This is a genomic window from Oxalobacteraceae bacterium OTU3CINTB1, assembly GCA_024123955.1.
Lineage (GTDB): Bacteria > Pseudomonadota > Gammaproteobacteria > Burkholderiales > Burkholderiaceae_D > Rugamonas.
Genome location: CP099652.1, coordinates 4,685,041 through 4,701,356, shown reverse-complemented (window position 1 = coordinate 4,701,356; position 16,316 = coordinate 4,685,041). Strand labels below are relative to the sequence as shown.

Annotated in this window: 14 protein-coding genes and 2 tRNA genes; 12 read left to right on the top strand and 4 right to left on the bottom strand. The window is 61.2% G+C overall.

The genetic code is table 11. From position 1 onward, the window contains the following. The first annotated feature begins 198 nt into the window (after positions 1–198). The 5 genes from NHH73_20220 (at position 199) to NHH73_20200 (ending at position 5,729) form a co-directional block, all read left to right on the top strand. Positions 199–2,403 (top strand): SulP family inorganic anion transporter, encoded by a 2,205-nt coding sequence (locus NHH73_20220; GenBank protein USX24925.1) that lies wholly within the window; start codon positions 199–201, stop codon positions 2,401–2,403. Positions 2,404–2,459: 56 nt separating this feature from the next. Continuing rightward, positions 2,460–3,032: a DUF1439 domain-containing protein gene (locus NHH73_20215; GenBank protein ID USX24924.1), complete on the top strand. Its 573-nt coding sequence runs from the start codon at positions 2,460–2,462 to the stop codon at positions 3,030–3,032. Positions 3,033–3,086: 54 nt separating this feature from the next. Continuing rightward, complete coding sequence (locus tag NHH73_20210) at positions 3,087–4,274, top strand: GAF domain-containing sensor histidine kinase (protein ID USX24923.1); 1,188 nt, start codon at positions 3,087–3,089, stop codon at positions 4,272–4,274. Positions 4,275–4,376: 102 nt separating this feature from the next. Further along, a complete protein-coding gene (locus NHH73_20205) occupies positions 4,377–4,883 on the top strand; it encodes a hypothetical protein (GenBank protein ID USX24922.1) in 507 nt (168 codons plus the stop codon). Between the two features lie 93 nt (positions 4,884–4,976). Then, the gene (locus tag NHH73_20200; GenBank protein USX24921.1) at positions 4,977–5,729 is read left to right on the top strand and encodes a tetratricopeptide repeat protein; all 753 of its coding nucleotides are present in this window, start codon (positions 4,977–4,979) and stop codon (positions 5,727–5,729) included. Positions 5,730–5,732: 3 nt separating this feature from the next. Here NHH73_20200 and NHH73_20195 read toward each other — a convergent pair whose 3' ends face one another. The 3 genes from NHH73_20195 to NHH73_20185 are packed head-to-tail and all read right to left on the bottom strand — an operon-like array spanning position 5,733 to position 7,712. Next, positions 5,733–6,509: a UDP-2,3-diacylglucosamine diphosphatase gene (locus tag NHH73_20195; GenBank protein ID USX24920.1), complete on the bottom strand. Its 777-nt coding sequence runs from the start codon at positions 6,507–6,509 to the stop codon at positions 5,733–5,735. A gap of 21 nt (positions 6,510–6,530) precedes the next feature. Continuing rightward, a complete protein-coding gene (locus NHH73_20190) occupies positions 6,531–7,025 on the bottom strand; it encodes a peptidylprolyl isomerase (GenBank protein ID USX24919.1) in 495 nt (164 codons plus the stop codon). A gap of 51 nt (positions 7,026–7,076) precedes the next feature. Continuing rightward, a complete protein-coding gene (locus NHH73_20185; GenBank protein USX24918.1) occupies positions 7,077–7,712 on the bottom strand; it encodes a peptidylprolyl isomerase in 636 nt (211 codons plus the stop codon). A gap of 298 nt (positions 7,713–8,010) precedes the next feature. Here NHH73_20185 and cysS point away from each other — a divergent pair, with 298 nt between their 5' ends. The 6 genes from cysS (at position 8,011) to NHH73_20155 (ending at position 14,191) form a co-directional block, all read left to right on the top strand. Next, entirely contained in the window at positions 8,011–9,402 is a 1,392-nt protein-coding gene (cysS, locus tag NHH73_20180) for a cysteine--tRNA ligase (protein USX24917.1), read from the top strand. After that, entirely contained in the window at positions 9,402–10,061 is a 660-nt protein-coding gene (locus NHH73_20175) for a DNA-3-methyladenine glycosylase (GenBank protein USX24916.1), read from the top strand. The genes cysS and NHH73_20175 overlap by 1 nt, the downstream gene beginning before the upstream one ends. Positions 10,062–10,145: 84 nt before the next feature. Further along, complete coding sequence (locus NHH73_20170; protein USX24915.1) at positions 10,146–11,120, top strand: acetyl-CoA carboxylase carboxyltransferase subunit alpha; 975 nt, start codon at positions 10,146–10,148, stop codon at positions 11,118–11,120. Positions 11,121–11,181: 61 nt separating this feature from the next. Continuing rightward, the gene (gene tilS / locus NHH73_20165; GenBank protein USX24914.1) at positions 11,182–12,594 is read left to right on the top strand and encodes a tRNA lysidine(34) synthetase TilS; all 1,413 of its coding nucleotides are present in this window, start codon (positions 11,182–11,184) and stop codon (positions 12,592–12,594) included. A 143-nt stretch (positions 12,595–12,737) separates the two neighbouring features. Further along, on the top strand, positions 12,738–13,985 hold the full coding sequence (locus NHH73_20160) for an aspartate kinase (protein USX24913.1): 1,248 nt from the start codon (positions 12,738–12,740) through the stop codon (positions 13,983–13,985). Positions 13,986–14,098: 113 nt separating this feature from the next. Further along, a tRNA-Ser gene (locus tag NHH73_20155) sits at positions 14,099–14,191 on the top strand. Positions 14,192–14,245: 54 nt separating this feature from the next. On the opposite strand, the gene NHH73_20150 is transcribed toward NHH73_20155, so the two are convergent. Next, positions 14,246–15,019: a thioesterase family protein gene (locus tag NHH73_20150; GenBank protein ID USX24912.1), complete on the bottom strand. Its 774-nt coding sequence runs from the start codon at positions 15,017–15,019 to the stop codon at positions 14,246–14,248. 224 nt (positions 15,020–15,243) lie between these two features. On the opposite strand from NHH73_20150, the gene NHH73_20145 reads away from it, so the two are divergent. Beyond that, positions 15,244–15,336, top strand: a tRNA-Ser gene (locus tag NHH73_20145). Positions 15,337–16,316: the final 980 nt, after the last annotated feature.

Here is a 16,316-nt window from a genome sequence, read left to right as displayed (position 1 = left end):
TAGCTGTCGCGCTGAGATATTCCAATTTTCCATACGCCGCGCGGGCGTCCTGGTTAATTGGTGGTACTGCCCTCGATAACCTTTTGTTTAAATCTCTTCCAATTCGATGTCATCTCGATCATCGGTGGACGATGGCTGGCGCCTGTCTGACTAATCATAGTCATCCGTTTAAATCATTCATCAGCATGGATATTGATTATGAATAAACTCAAATACGATATACCGGCCGCTATCGTGGTCTTCCTGGTTGCCCTGCCGCTATGCCTGGGCATTGCCCTGGCCTCCGGGGCGCCGCTGTTCTCCGGCATCATCTCCGGCATCATCGGGGGCATCGTCGTGGGGATGATCAGCGGTTCGCAGACCAGCGTCAGCGGTCCCGCCGCCGGTCTGGCCGCCGTGGTGCTGGCCTCGATCACCAAGCTCGGAACCTTCGAGATCTTGCTGGTGGCGATATTGATCGCCGGGGTGTTACAGCTGGCAATGGGCGTATTCCGCGCCGGCTTCATCGCGAACTATATTCCCTCCAATGTGATTAAGGGCTTGCTTGCGGCGATCGGTATATTATTGATACTCAAGCAGATCCCGCATGCGATCGGCTACGACAAGAGCGACGTCGATAATTTCTCCTTCACGCAGGGCAATGGCGAGAATACATTCTCTGCGATCATCAATGCTTTGAATGTCGTTACGCCGGGCGCGCTGATTATTTCATTGTTGTCTGTTTTGATCCTGGTCTACTGGGATAAAACGCCATTCAAGCGGTTCATGCTGCTGCCGGCGCCGCTGTTTGTGGTTGCCCTCGGTATTCTGCTGAATATCATGTTCAATAAATATGTGCCGGCGCTTGGCATCGAACAAACCCATTTGGTGGATATTCCGCCGATCGATACGAGCAATCTCGGCGCTTATCTGCATTTGCCGGCTATTACCCATTTCGCCAATCGCGACGTCTGGTTCGTCGGCATCACCATCGCCATTGTGGCCTCGCTGGAAACCCTGCTGAATGTCGAAGCGGTCGACAAGCTCGATCCCCACAAGCGTGAAACCCCGCCGAACCGCGAGCTGGTGGCCCAGGGGGTGGGTAACATCTTCGCCGGCCTGCTGGGCGGCTTGCCGGTGACTTCGGTGATCGTGCGCAGCTCGGTGAACGTCCAGTCCGGCAATAAAACCAAGGCTTCCGCCGTATTGCATGGTGTATTCATGCTGGTCAGCGTCGCCTTGTTGAGTCCGTTATTGAATCTCATTCCGCTCGCCGCGCTCGCAGCCATCCTCATCACTACCGGCTATAAACTGGCGAAAATATCGTTGTTCCGCGATATGTACCAAAAGGGCTGGTCGCAATTCGTCCCGTTTGTCATTACCGTGCTGGCAATTGTTTTCACCGATTTGCTGATGGGCGTATTGATCGGCTTGGCGGCCGGCGTGTTTTATCTCATGCGCAGCAATTTCCGCAATCCTTTCTCCTTGGAGCAATACCGCCTGCATATCGGTGAAGTGGTGAAGATGGAATTGCCGAACCAAGTATCGTTCCTGAACAAGGCCACGATCAAAACCGCACTGTGGGAAATTCCCGATGGCTCCAAGGTTCTGATCAACGCCAGCAATGCCGATTTTATCGATAATGATGTTTTGGAAACTATCCAGGACTACCGTGTAGTCGCCGCCGAGCGCGACGTGCAGCTGAACGTCATCGGTCTGCGCGACAAATATGCGTTGAGCGATCCGATCCAGTTCGTGCCCGTGCTGGACCAGGAAACCCAGAAAAAGCTGCGTCCGCATGAAGTGCTGCAACTGCTGCGCGATGGCAATGAGCGCTTCAAGGCCGGGCGCTGCTTCGAAAAGTACTACCTGCACCAGGCCGACGCGACCGCCTCCGGCCAGCACCCGATGGCGGTGGTGGTGAACTGCATCGATTCCCGCACCTCGCCGGAGATCATTTTCGATGCCGGTCTGGGCGACTTGTTGACGATCCGTATCGCCGGTAACGTCATCAGCCAGGAAATCATCGGCAGCCTGGAGATCGCGCACAAACTGGGTGCCAAGCTGATCGTCGTCAAGGGCCACTCGTCTTGCGGCGCCATCGGCCTGGCGATGGCGAACGAGCATGCGCACAGCATCGGCGCGATCACCGGCAAGATCCAGATGGCGATCCACCAGTGTTCGGGACATGGCGTGGCCGGCAGCAAGGAGTTGCGCGATCAGATCGCCCGCCAGAACATCGAGAACTCGCTGGCGGAGGTGATCAACGGCAGCGAACACCTGCGCGATTGCATCGAGCGGGGCGAAATGGGCCTGGTTGGCGCTTATCACGACATCGCCGCCAGAACGGTGCAGTTTGGCGAGTTGGTCACTGGCGACAAGGTACAGCGTTACCGCTCGTCCGATAGCCATCTCGCCGCCTGAGCCGGAACGCCGCAGGTCGGTCATAATGTCGACGAGTTCATCTCGAAACGGACCCTATGATCGACCTTAAACGCTCCCTCAAGTTTGTCTTCGCGCTGGTGGCGGCCGCGCTGCTGCTGGCCGCCTGCGCCTCCCTGATCGGCCCTCGCGAGATCGATCTCCCGCAGGAGCGGCTGCAACAAAATCTCGACCGAAAATTCCCCATGCGCCAGCGCGTGCTGGGCGTGTTCGAGGTTGAGCTGAGCCATCCTCAATTGACCATCCTGGCCGAAAACAATCGCGTCGCATTGAACGTCGACTTGAACGTGACGCCGCTGCTGGCGCGCCAGGCCTGGCGCGGCAATATGACGGTGTCCGGCCGTCTCAACGTCGACAGCGTGCGCAACACCGTCTATCTGAGCGAAGCCCACGTCGATCGCTTCGCCATGGACAATATGGACGAGGGCAAACAGGTGCAGCTTGCCAGTGTCGCGAATTTGCTGGGCGATAATGTCGTCAAGGATATCGCGGTGCATACCTTCGACCCCAAAGAGTTGCGTTATGCGGGCGTGCAGTTCGTTTTGACCGGCATCAACACCCGTCCGGGCGGCCTGGTCGCGAGTCTGCGGCCGGCTGAGCAATCGCGCTAGCGTCGCTTTTTTTAGCGGGTAAGATGTCAACTCCACCCGCCAAGGACAGCCAGCATGCAACAAAAGATCGCCGCCGATATTGCCGTCATCCAGTCGATGGCCGTCGTGCCGACGATACTGGAGACGGTGGCAGCGCTGACCGGCCTGCGATTTGTGTGCGTGGCAAGGGTGACCGCCGATTCCTGGACCACCTGCGCGGTGCTGGACAAGCTGAACTTCGGCTTGAACGTGGGCGACGGGCTCGACGTCACCACCACCATCTGCGAGGAAGTGCGCGACACCCGCCACGCCGTCGTGATCGACCACGTGGCGCAAGACACGCGCTACCGCGACCATCACACGCCGCGCATGTACGGCTTTCAGAGTTACTTTTCGATCCCGCTGTTTCGTCCGGACGGGGACTATTTCGGCACCTTGTGCGGGCTCGACCCCGTGCCCAACGAGCTGTCGACGCCCAAAGTCAGCCAGACGCTCACCTTGTTTGCCCAGCTCATTTCGGCCCAGCTGGAGTGCGAGCGCGAGCTGGCCGAAACCCGTACGGCGCTGCTGGACGAGCAGGCCGGCGCCGAGCTGCGCGAGCAGTTCATCGCCGTGCTGGGCCACGACCTGCGCACGCCGCTCAGTTCCATCGTCACCGGCGCCGACGTGCTCGGCATGCTGGCGCTGCCGCCCCAGGCGGGCAAAGTGGTCGAGCGTATCCGCCGCAGCGCGATGCGGATCGCCGGCCTGGTCGACGACGTGGTCGATTTCACGCGCGGCCGCATGGGCGGCGGCATCGCCATCGAACTTAAGCTGGAAAGCAAGCTGCAAGCGGCCTTCGAGCAAGTCATCGCCGAATTGCGCGGCGCCCATCCGGACAGCGAGATCATCGCCGACATGTCGCTGGGCGGGCCGCTCATGGTCGATGCCGGGCGCATGGCGCAGCTGCTGTCCAACCTGCTCAAGAACGCGCTGGTGCATGGCGACACCACGCGTCCGGTGCGCGTGCATGTCACGCAACAGGGCGGGGCGCTGGAAATCATCGTCGCCAACGAAGGCCCGGCCATCCCGGAGGAAACCGTCAGCCAGCTGTTCAAGCCGTTCTGGCGCGGCAAGCCCGTCTACGGCCAAAAAGGGCTGGGCCTGGGCTTGTTTATCGTGTCGGAGATCGCGCTATCGCACCATGGCGAGCTCGATGTGATCTCCACCGACGACGCCACCTCGTTTATTTTTAGGATGAAAGACGCCGTTCGCGCCGGCTGATGGCAATTCGCGCCGCAATCCGGCATTTCGTCGCATCGCGCCGGCCTCGCGCCTGGCCGCAGGCATAGTGGAGGCAACTTAACCAGCCCTGCGGAGCACGCCATGATTCAGCAAATTATTTCCCATACTCCCACCTATGTGTGGGCCTTGCTGGCCTTCCTCGTCTATCGCGGCGTGATGGCCTCCCGGGACCGTGAAGTAGCGCTGTCCAAGCTGTTCATCATTCCAGTCGTCATGCTGGTGATTTCGCTTGCCGGCATCAACGGCCACGGCCTGCTGGGCGCAGGCATCTGGGGAGTCTGGCTGACCGGCATGCTGGCCACCGTCGCCATCGTCTGGACCATCGGCCAAGGCGAAATCGTGGTCGACCGCGCCGCCGGCACCGTGCTGCAGCGCGGCAGCTGGGCGCCATTGGTGCTGATGATCGCCATTTTTGTCACCAAGTACACGGTCGCCGTGCTGTCGGTGATGCATCCCGAGTTGCAGCGTCAGATACTGTTCGTCGTTGCCGTGAGCGGCTTGTTCGGCGTGTTCAACGGCGTCTTCATCGGCCGCCTGCTGCGTTGCGTCGCCGCCTATGCGCGCCAGCCGGCGGCGGCACTGGTTTGATTTAGCCAGCCCTTAAACGGCCCCGGCCTTCCTTGTGGCCGGCGGCAAGAGCTCTTACAATGGGCCGCATCGATAACATTGTTGGGGCGGTTTATGGCTATATTTGGGATCGGCATACACGTGCTGGTGGCGATTTTCTTTGCCATCCACGTGATCCGCAGCGGCCAGCAGATGTACTGGCTGATGATACTGTTCATGTTTCCCGGCATCGGCAGCGTGGTGTATTTCATCGCGATCTACTTGCCGAACTCCAAGCTGCAACACGGCGCGCGCAAGGTGGTGACGGTGGCGGCCAAGACGCTCGATCCGGGCCGCGAGCTGCGCGAGGCGCGGCAAGCCTACGAGTACACGCCGACCGCGCAGAACCAGATGCGCCTGGCGAGCGCCTTGCTGGAGGCGGGCGATGCGGACGAGGCGGCGACGACCTATGAAGCCTGCTTGCAGGGACCGTTTTCGGGCGATCTGGAGATTCGTTTCGGCGCGGCGCGCGCCACCCTGGCGGGCGGCAGGCCGGGCGCTGCGGTGACGCATTTGCAAACCATCCGCGCGGCCAATGCCAATTTCAGGCCGGAACAGGTATCGTTGTTGCTGGCGCAGTCGCTGGCGGCGGCGGGGCGGCAGGACGAGGCGAGGGCGGAATTCGATTACGCGCTGGGCCATCACAACAGCTTCACCACCCAGGCGGAATGCGCGATCTGGGCCGCTGGCGTGGGCGATGCGGCCAAGGCCAATCAGCTCGATCAGGAATTGCAGCGCACGATACAGCGCTGGACCAGCCATACGCGGGAATTGAACCAGCCGTTGATAAAACGGTTGAATGCCGCGATGGCGTCGGTGCGGCGATAACCGTTAAATAACGGTGCCGCTCAGGTCGTGGCGGGTGATCGCGCCGTTGGCGTCGATCGCGATCCAGCCGCCGCGCGGCGGCGTTGCGTCCGGCTCCCAGTCGGGCAGCACGTAGCGGCGCGTGGCGCCGACCTGGTGCAGGGCGGGGCGGTGCGTGTGGCCGTGGATCATGACGTCGGTCCCGGTTTGCGCGAACACGTCGCCGATCGCCTGCGGCGTCACATCCATGATCTCGTACGATTTGGCGCCTTGCTCGCTGCGGCTGCTTTCGCGCATGCCGGCGATGATCGCCTTGCGCTGCGCCAGCGGCATCGCCATGAATTGCGCTTGATACGCCGGCTGCCGCACCATCGCCCGGAATTCCATGTACTTCACGTCCTCGGTGCACTGGGCGTCGCCGTGCAATAAAACCAGGCGTTGGCCGCCGATCTCGGTGACGTAAGTCTCCGGCAGCAAGGTCAACCCGGCCGCCTCGGCAAAGCCGGTGCTCACCAGGAAATCGCGGTTGCCGCCTATCCAGTAGACGCGCGTGCCGCCCTCGCTCACCTGACGCAGCGCGGCAACGACTTGCTGATGATAGGGATCGCCGATGTCGTCGTCGCCCGCCCAGAATTCGAACAGGTCGCCGAGCAGGTACAACTGTTGCGCGCGCCGCGCATGCCGCTCCAGGAAGTCGAAAAACGCTGCACTGGTGGCGGGATGCGCGGGCTGCAAATGCAGATCGGAGATAAACAGCGCGAGAACGTCGCTCGCGCGCTCGCCGGTCTGGGATTGGCTCATTGAGTCTGGTTCGCTAAAAAATTAAGCGGCCAGCTCGATGCTTTCGATGATGACGTCTTCGGCCGGCACGTCGGCGAACATGCCGCTGCGGGTGGTCTTGACTTTCTTGATGGCGTCGACGACTTCGGTGCCTTCGATGACTTTACCGAACACGGCGTAGCCCCAGCCGTCCTGGCCTGGATAGTCGAGGAAGGAGTTGCCCTTGACGTTGATGAAGAACTGCGCCGAAGCCGAGTGCGGCGCCGAGGTGCGGGCCATGGCCAGGGTGTACGGCTCGTTTTTCAGGCCGTTCTTGCCTTCGTTTTCCACGGTCGCGTCGGCCGGCTTTTGCTTCATGCCTGGCTCGAAACCGCCGCCCTGGATCATGAAACCGTCGATCACACGGTGGAAGATGGTGTTGTTATAGTGGCCGGCGTTCATGTAGGCCAGGAAGTTTTCCACGGATTTCGGGGCTTTTTCGTCGTTCAGTTCGACGGTCATTTTGCCCATGTTGGTGGTGATGATTACGTTGGTCATATTCTTATCCTGTATGGTAAATGAGTTATTTTGATGCCGCAGGCCGCTATTTTACAGTTTTGGCTGGATCGGGGTCTTCAAAATCGTCGCGGACTTCACGACGACCGGGATCACCGGGATGTTCTGGAAGATACCCTTGTCGTCGACCAGCACGCCTTTGATCTTGTCGACCACTTCCTGGCCCTGGATCACTTTGCCGAACACCGTATAGCCGAAGCCGTCGCGGCCCGGGTAGTTCAGCGCCTCGTTGTCGGCGACGTTGATGAAGAATTGCGAGGTGGCCGAGTTCGGGTCGCCGGTACGCGCCATCGCCAGCGAATAGGTGACGTTGGTCAAGCCGTTTTGCGACTCGATCGGCACCGGCTTGTTGGTCTTTTTCTGCACCAGCTTTTCATCGAAACCACCGCCCTGGATCATGAAGCCGTCGATCACGCGGTGGAAGATGGTGCCCTTATAAAAGCCCGATTTGACGTAGCCGAGGAAATTTTCCACCGACTTCGGCGCCTTTTCGCGGTCGAGCTCGACGACGATGTCGCCCATGGTGGTCTTGATCTCCACCTGCGCGGTGGGGCTGGCCGGCACGGAGGCCTTGGTCGCCGGTCCCGCCGCCAGCGCGGCGCCGGACAGCGCGACACCCGCGAACATGGTCATCAGTTTGCCGAACAGCGATGTCTGCGATTTGTACATTCTTGCTTCCCCCTAGTGATTTTGTTGGTGACGATCGGCCCGACGAGCCAAAATCCTCAGTCATATCGGGCCAATACGATTTTTATCAATGCTATACTTCTCCAATACATTCCATTCTACCCGCTGTCCGGTGGAATGAAATAAGGCAACGAACTAACGAAATAACTATACCGAGGGTCTGTCAGTCTCCACGGCATGCGATGAAATACACGGTGCGCCCCGCTTGTTTGGCGCCGCGCCAGGTTCTCGTATTGCCCGGGGCCGACGGGCGCTTCTATAAAAGAATACCAAGAGTCCGATGAGCAATTTAAAGATTTACAACACGCTGGCGCGTGACAAGCAGACATTCGTTCCCATGGAAGCCGGCAAGGTCCGCATGTATGTCTGCGGCATGACCATCTACGATTACTGCCACATCGGCCACGCCCGCATGATGATGGCGTTCGATGTCATGTACCGCTGGCTGATGGCCTCCGGCTACGAAGTCACGTACGCCCGCAACATCACGGACATCGATGACAAGATTATCAAGCGCGCGGTGGAAAACGGCGAGACGATCTCGCAGCTGACCACCCGTTTCACCAGGTACATGGACGAGGACACCGGCGCGCTGGGCATTTTGCCGCCCACCCTGGTGCCGCGCGCGACCGAATACGTGCCGCAGATGCTGGCGCTGATCGAAACGCTCGAAAGCAAGGACCTGGCCTACCAGGGCACCGACGGCGACGTCAACTACGCGGTGCGCAACTTCCCCCACTACGGCCGCCTGTCGGGCAAGTCGCTCGACGACTTGCGCGCCGGCGAGCGCGTTGACGTCAACACCGGCAAGCGCGATCCGCTCGATTTCGTGCTGTGGAAGGCGTCCAAGGAATCGGAGCCGGAAGAAGTCAAATGGGACTCGAAATGGGGCAAGGGCCGTCCGGGCTGGCACATCGAGTGCTCCGCGATGTGCTCGGCCTTGCTTGGCGAACAGTTCGACATCCACGGCGGCGGCGCCGACCTGCAGTTCCCGCACCACGAGAACGAGATCGCCCAGTCCGAGGGCGCGTTCGGCCACACGATGGTCAACTACTGGGTGCACAACGGCTTCGTGCGCGTGGACAATGAAAAGATGTCCAAGTCCTTGGGTAACTTCTTCACGATCCGCGACGTGCTGAAGAAATACGATGCCGAAGTGATCCGCTTCTTCATCCTGCGCGCCCACTACCGCAGCCCGCTCAATTACTCGGACGCGCATCTCGATGACGCCCGCGTCGCGCTGACCCGCCTGTACACCGCGCTCGATGGCGTGGAAGGCGACGGCGCAGCATTGGACTGGCAGGAACCGCACGCCGCGCGCTTTTCCGAGGCGATGGACGACGACTTCAATACGCCGGTCGCGCTGGCCGTGCTGTTCGACCTGGCCAGCGAGTTGAATCGCGCGAAATCGCCGGCCGTGGCGCGCCAGCTCAAGGGCCTGGCCGACGTCATCGGCTTGCTGGCGCGCACGCCGCAGCAATTCCGCCAGGCTGCCGTCGGCGAGGCGGACACGAGCGGCGACGCCGCCATTGCCGCCGCCATCGCCCAGCGCATCGCAGCGAAAAAGGCGCGCAACTTCGCCGAATCGGACAAGATCCGCGCCGACTTGCTGGCCGCCGGCATCATCCTCGAAGACAAGCCTGACGGCACCACCAACTGGCGCCGCGCATAATGGTCACCGCCAAGGATAACGAGGGCGGAGTGAGCCCGGTATCGGCCGTGCCGCCGTACTGGGAAGAGGCCAAGATCGAGCTCATGAAGCGTGACCGCATCATGAAAAAGCTGATCCCGCAATTTGGCGACCTGCACCTGGTCGGCCACGACGACCCCTTCACCACCTTGGCGCGTTCCATCGTCGGCCAGCAAGTCACGCCCAAAGTGGCCGACGCCGCCTGGCACAAGCTGCTGCTGGCCTGTCCCAAATGCACGCCCGCGCAAGTGGTCAAGGCCGGCGCCGAGCAATTGTCGGCCTGCGGACTGTCCAAGCGCAAGACCGAATACATCCTCGACCTGGCCGATCACTTCAAGAACAAGCGCGTCCACAGCGCCCAGTGGGGCCAGATGGACGACGAAGCCGTCATCGCCGAGCTGGTGCAAATCCGCGGCATCGGCCGCTGGACGGCCGAGATGTTTTTGATCTTCAATCTGCTGCGCCCCAACGTGCTGCCGCTGGACGACCCCGGTCTGATCCAGGGCATCAGCCAAAATTATTTCTCGGGCGAGCCCGTCTCGCGCAGCGACGCGCGCGAGGTGTCGGCCAATTGGGAGCCGTGGCGTACCGTCGCGACGTGGTACTTATGGCGTAGTTTGGACCCAGTTACTGTAGAATAATCACTCTAATCGCTGCGCGAGGCCTTTTTGTGCGCGTCACAAGATGGCAACTGAGCCGCAGCTGAGAATAAACTCGGAGGTACAATGACCAAAACGACTTTCCTCAATTTTGAGCAACCGATTGCCGAACTCGATGGCAAAATCGAAGAACTACGATTCGTCCAGGATGATTCGGCCGTCGATATCTCAGAGGAGATCGACCGCCTGGCCAAGAAGAGCCAGCAACTGACCAAGGACATCTACGCAAAGCTGACCCCTTGGCAGGTCGCGCAAATCGCGCGTCACCCACAGCGTCCGTACACCATGGACTATGTGAATGAAATCTTCACCGACTTCCACGAACTGCACGGCGACCGCACCTACGCCGACGACCTGTCGGTCGTGGGCGGGCTGGCGCGCTTCAACGGCCAGGCTTGCATGGTCATCGGCCACCAGAAGGGCCGCGACACCAAGGAACGCGCGATGCGCAACTTCGGCATGCCCAAGCCGGAAGGCTACCGCAAGGCCATGCGCCTGATGAAGCTGGCCGAGAAATTCGGCATCCCGATCTTCACCTTCGTCGACACCCCGGGCGCCTTCCCCGGCATCGACGCCGAAGAGCGCGGCCAGTCCGAGGCGATCGGCCACAACCTGTACGTCATGGCCGAACTGAAAGTGCCGCTGATCGCCACCATCATCGGCGAAGGCGGCTCCGGCGGCGCGCTGGCGATTGCCGTCGGCGACGTCGTGCTGATGCTGCAATACTCGACCTACTCGGTGATCTCGCCGGAAGGTTGCGCCTCGATCCTGTGGAAGACCTCGGAGCGCGCGGCCGACGCCGCCGAAGCGCTGGGCCTGACCGCGCACCGCCTCAAGGCCATCGGCCTGATCGACAAGATCGTCAGCGAACCGCTGGGCGGCGCCCACCGCGATCCGAAGCAGATGGCCACCTTGCTCAAGCGCGCGCTGGCCGACTCGCTGCGCCAGTTCCACGGCATGAAAACCAAGGACCTGCTGGAAGCGCGTCACGAAAAGCTGATGAGCTACGGCAAATTCAAAGAAACCACGCCGCAGGAATAATCCAGCCGGCATCGACACCAACCGGGAGCGCTGCTCCCGGTTTTGCATTTTGGAGCAGCACTTGAAGAAGCAGCAAATCCCGACCCTGTCCCATATTTTCGAACAAGCCGCCGACGCCGCATTGGCGCGCATCGGTTCGGGGCAGGGCGGCCGCATCGCCATCGCCCTCAGCGGCGGCCTGGACTCGTCCGCGCTGCTGCACCTGGCGCACGCCTACGCGCAGGCGCGCGGCGTCGCGTTGGTCGCCTTCCACATCCACCACGGCCTGAGCCCCAACGCCGACGCCTGGCAGGCGCACTGCGAGCAAGCCTGCGCCGCGCTCGGCGTCACCTTCGAGGCGCGCCGCGTCGAGCTGGTGCGCAAGGAAAAGACCGGCACCGAGGAGGCGGCCCGCAAATCGCGCTACGCCGCGCTGGGCGCGCTGTGCCGCGAGCACGGCGTCCAGTTGCTGTTCACCGCCCACCACCAGGACGATCAGGCCGAAACCCTGCTGCTGCAACTGCTGCGCGGCTCCGGCACCGCCGGCCTGTCCGGCATGGACGCCGCCAACGCCGCGCCGGACCTGCTGGCCAATCCGGACCTCGTCATGGTGCGCCCGCTGCTGCCCGCGTCGCGCAAGCAACTGGCCGCCTACGTCGCCGAACACGGCATTGCTTATATCAACGATGAATCCAACGACGACCCGCGCTTCGCCCGCAACGCGCTGCGCCACAAGGTCATGCCGGCACTGGCCGAGGCCTTCCCCGGCTTCCAGGAACGCTTCGCCCGCAGCGCCCAGCACGCGCAATCGGCGCAGCGGCTGCTGACGGAACTGGCGCAACAGGACCTAGCAATGTGCCTCGACGGCGATTGCATCGTGATCGCCAAACTGCGCATGTTGAGCACCGACCGCAGCTACAACCTGCTGCGCTACTGGTTCGGCACGCGCGACCTGCGCATGCCGAGCGCCGCCTGGCTGTCCGAGATGCTGACGCAACTGCTTGAGGCGCGCGACGGCGCCCAGCTGCTGGTCACGCATCCGGACTGCCACGTGCGCCGCCACCGCGACCGCCTGCACCTGACGCCCAAGCTGGCCGACCTGGAAGGCACGCGCGAGGACGAGTTCGACCAGACGCCGGGCACCTCCTTCGTCTGGGCCGGTGAGAGCGAAATGGCGTTCCCGGCCTATGGCGGCGTGCTGCACTTCGATGTCGTTGCCGATGCCAGCGCCGGGCTGGCCCCGGAATGGCTGCGCGGACAAAAGCTGGTGATCGAATTCCGCAAGGGGGGCGAGCGCCTCAAGCCGGCGCACAACCGGCCGACGCGCGGGCTCAAATATCACTATCAGGCGCTGGGCATTCCGGCGTGGGAGCGCGGCCGCCTGCCGCTGGTGCGCGCGGACAAACAGATGCTGTTCGCCGCCGGCATCGGCATGGATTGCAACCAGTTGACCGAAGGCTTGGGGCGCATCACCCTGCGTTGGCAAGCGGCATAAAAATTTCCTTGCATTCGCCGAATTTTGTATGTGCATATGCTTATAAGGTATGACTTTATGAGCTTTTTGACTTGTTATTTTGCACTGCGGCATGTAGAGTTAAGGGTTCCATTTACCTTTATTTGAGCGGAAACCTCACTGTTATGGCTTTAATCGTGCACAAATACGGCGGTACGTCGATGGGTTCGACGGACCGTATCAAGAACGTCGCGCGGCGTGTCGCCAAGTGGCATGACGCCGGGCACCGCATCGTCGTCGTGCCATCGGCCATGTCCGGCGAGACCAACCGCCTGATCGGCCTGGCCAAGGAAATCCAGGCGCAACCGGACCCACGCGAGCTGGACATGATCGCCTCGACCGGCGAGCAAGTCTCGGTCGGCCTGCTGTCGATGGCCCTGCTGGCGATCGGCAAGAAAGCCGTCTCCTACGCCGGCTGGCAAGTCGCGATTAAAACCGATTCCGCTTTCACCAAGGCCCGCATCCAGTCGATCGACAACGAAAAGGTCAACCGCGACCTGGACGACGGCAAGATCGTCATCATCACCGGCTTCCAGGGCGTCGACGAAAACGGCAACATCTCGACCCTGGGCCGTGGCGGCTCGGACACCTCGGCCGTGGCCATCGCCGCCGCCATGAAGGCGGCCGAATGCCTGATCTTCACCGACGTCGACGGCGTCTACACGACCGACCCGCGCGTGGTTTCCGAAGCGCGTCGCCTGAAGGCGATCACGTTCGAAGAGATGCTGGAACTGGCGTCGCTGGGCTCGAAAGTGCTGCAGACACGTTCGGTGGAATTCGCCGGCAACTACCGCGTGCCGACCCGCGTGCTGTCGTCGCTGACCGATCCGCTGCTGGATATCGAAGAAGAAGCCAACTCCGGCACCCTGATTTCGTTTGAGGAAGATACAAACATGGAACAAGCAGTCATCTCCGGTATCGCGTTTAACCGCGATGAGGCCAAAATCACCGTGCTGGGCGTGCCGGACCGTCCTGGCGTCGCGTACCACATCCTGGGACCGGTGGCCGAGGCCAACATCGAGGTCGACATGATCATACAGAATCAGTCGGTCGACGGTAAAACGGACTTCACCTTCACCGTCTCGCGCAACGACTACCAGCGCGCCGTGGACGTGCTGACCGGCACCCAGGCCGAACTGGGCGCGGCCAGCATCACCGGCGACGCCAAAGTGTCGAAGATCTCGGTCGTTGGCGTGGGCATGCGCAGCCACGTGGGCGTGGCCTCGCAGATGTTCCGCACCCTGTCGGAAGAGGGCATCAACATCCTGATGATCTCGACGTCGGAGATCAAAATCTCGGTGCTGATCGACGAAAAGTACATGGAACTGGCCGTGCGCGCGCTGCATAAAGCGTTCGAACTGGAAAAGGCATAAATTTTTAAAAATATTGGTCTGGTTTCCTTGACCAGATCAGTCCCGGTCTATACCATGGCGGTCGTCTGCTCTGGTGAAGTTTGACCGGTCGGACAAGGTTGAGCAATCAACTGGGAGACGTGGCCGAGTGGCCGAAGGCACATCCCTGCTAAGGATGCATACGGCTTATACCTGTATCGTGGGTTCGAATCCCACCGTCTCCGCCAAGAATCAGAAAAAAAGCCCCGGCAACGGGGCTTTTTTTCGTCCGTGCCATCGGCTTAACCGATGTTGGGGCGTATTGTCAGAATCTGGGCCAGCGTGCCGATCGGCCCCGTTTCATCATAAATGGTCGAGCTGGTCAGGCCCAGGCCATCCGCACCAAACGACACCGAGGTGTCAAAGCCCAGCCATTCTCCGCGCGGCGTCGCGAACAGGTGCGCGGTCAGGTCCAGGTTGGGGAAGGCCACGGCCGTCGGCGCGGCGCGCACGGCCATGCCGTTGGCGATATCAAACAAGGACGCGGCGCGGGCGAGGGCGCTGACCGGTTCGTCCGCGAGCAGCGGCTGGCGGGCGCGGGCCCAGTACGCCGCCCGGCCGGGTTCCTCGGATGCGCGATGCACGTCGATCGTGGCGATGAAGCCGCCCGGCCACACCGTGGTGGGATCCCAGCGCGGCATTGTGTCGGGACCGGGTATTTGACGAATGGCGTGCCCTGCGATGGCGCTGGTATCGTTCGGTTTGACCAGCCAGGCGCGGGCCCGCAGCGCCGGGCGTCCGTTGTGGAGCAGGGTTGCCTCGACCAATTCGATGGTGCGTCCCGAGCGCAGCGACTGCACTTCCGTCTGAACTTCCTCGATAGGGATGACGCCGAGAATATCGAAGGCCAGGCGGCCGATTTTGAACCCGTTGCCGCGCCGCGCGCAGTCCCGTTCGATGACGTGGGTGAGCAGCCCCATCGGCGCTGCGATGTGTTGTTCGTGGACGCTCCAGGCGCCGCCGATGTGTTCGGTGGCGAGAAAGTTTGTATCGCTAAGGCGCGTGAAATAGGCCATGTCGGGTATCCGTTGCAATGCGATCTACAATCGCCGAGTAATTGATCGAACCGCTATCATAAGCGAGGTTGGTCAAAGCGCGGACGGCTGGACGCGCCGATATGGCAAGCGCTCGGCGTTACATTTATCTGGCGTACCCTTGACCAACCGGCTACCGATCTATATCATAACTCGCGTCCACATTGCTGCTTCACGGCAAGTGGTCATAGTTGAGCGATCGACTAGGAGACGTGGCCGAGTGGCCGAAGGCACATCCCTGCTAAGGATGCATACGGCTTATACCTGTATCGTGGGTTCGAATCCCACCGTCTCCGCCAGATAAGCGTTTGCTGACGTCGGCAACGTCCTAAAACCCCCACCGCTCATAGTGAAGCCTGGGGGTTTTTTGTTGCCCGGTGTTGTGGGTGCGGATAGCTTTAAACGATCAAGCCCGGTGCCAGGCTGATCAACATATCCCACGGCAACGGACCCTCCTCGAAGTGCAACCGAGCGTTGCCAATACTTAACTTCCGATGGGTTTGGCTCATCAGTTTATTCAGTTCCTCTTCATTCTTTACGACGCCTAGTCTCGCAAGGTAGAAGCCGCGCCTTGCAAGCGAGCGTTTGTAGCCAAAAGTGCCATCGATGATCAATTTGCCGGGGTTCCGTCGAATTAGTCAATGGATGCTCCAGGGAGACAATTCCCGCTCATCACCGACAGTTGCAAACCTTCAGTAAATTTCGCGTTTGTGACAATTGGTTAGATTGTAATCTTGCATGAGCATTAAAATTGCCAGCAGTAAACATGAAATAAGGCAATGCGGATTTTTGCAATTACCCCCCCGAGCGACCCGAAGTTCCCCCTTTTTGAGAGATCGATAAAATGGCAGTAATCACTGGCACGGCAAACAGCGAATCCCTGGCTGGCACCACCACCGCGGATCAAATATACGGGCTTGCGGGCAACGACAGCCTGCTCGGCGACGCTGGCAACGATCTGTTGGACGGCGGCGCCGGTGCCGACGTGCTCAATGGCGGACTGGGTACGGATACGGCGACCTATGTTAATTCGACTGCCGGCGTAACGGTCAACCTGACGACCGGCGCTGCCTCCGGCGGCGACGCCCAGGGCGATAGCCTGATCGCGATGGAGGCGGTGATCGGCTCGGCCTTCGGCGACACGCTGGCCTCGTCGACCGCCGGCCACTCGCTGCAGGGCGGGGCCGGCGACGACATCTACATCATCGGCGCCGCCGGCGTCCTGGTGGTCGAAACGGCCGCCGACGGCATCGACGAGGTGCAGACGGCGCTGGCCACG

Bases quoted from the DNA above. Each gene is read 5' to 3' on its own strand.
- NHH73_20190 (USX24919.1), bottom strand. From the start codon at position 7,025: ATGACCAACGTAATCATCACCACCAACATGGGCAAAATGACCGTCGAA.
- NHH73_20220 (USX24925.1), top strand. From the start codon at position 199: ATGAATAAACTCAAATACGATATACCGGCCGCTATCGTGGTCTTCCTG.
- NHH73_20215 (USX24924.1), top strand. From the start codon at position 2,460: ATGATCGACCTTAAACGCTCCCTCAAGTTTGTCTTCGCGCTGGTGGCG.
- NHH73_20210 (USX24923.1), top strand. From the start codon at position 3,087: ATGCAACAAAAGATCGCCGCCGATATTGCCGTCATCCAGTCGATGGCC.
- NHH73_20170 (USX24915.1), top strand. From the start codon at position 10,146: ATGACCAAAACGACTTTCCTCAATTTTGAGCAACCGATTGCCGAACTC.
- NHH73_20205 (USX24922.1), top strand. From the start codon at position 4,377: ATGATTCAGCAAATTATTTCCCATACTCCCACCTATGTGTGGGCCTTG.
- NHH73_20150 (USX24912.1), bottom strand. From the start codon at position 15,019: ATGGCCTATTTCACGCGCCTTAGCGATACAAACTTTCTCGCCACCGAA.
- NHH73_20175 (USX24916.1), top strand. From the start codon at position 9,402: ATGGTCACCGCCAAGGATAACGAGGGCGGAGTGAGCCCGGTATCGGCC.
- NHH73_20195 (USX24920.1), bottom strand. From the start codon at position 6,509: ATGAGCCAATCCCAGACCGGCGAGCGCGCGAGCGACGTTCTCGCGCTG.
- NHH73_20200 (USX24921.1), top strand. From the start codon at position 4,977: ATGGCTATATTTGGGATCGGCATACACGTGCTGGTGGCGATTTTCTTT.
- NHH73_20160 (USX24913.1), top strand. From the start codon at position 12,738: ATGGCTTTAATCGTGCACAAATACGGCGGTACGTCGATGGGTTCGACG.
- cysS (USX24917.1), top strand. From the start codon at position 8,011: ATGAGCAATTTAAAGATTTACAACACGCTGGCGCGTGACAAGCAGACA.
- NHH73_20185 (USX24918.1), bottom strand. From the start codon at position 7,712: ATGTACAAATCGCAGACATCGCTGTTCGGCAAACTGATGACCATGTTC.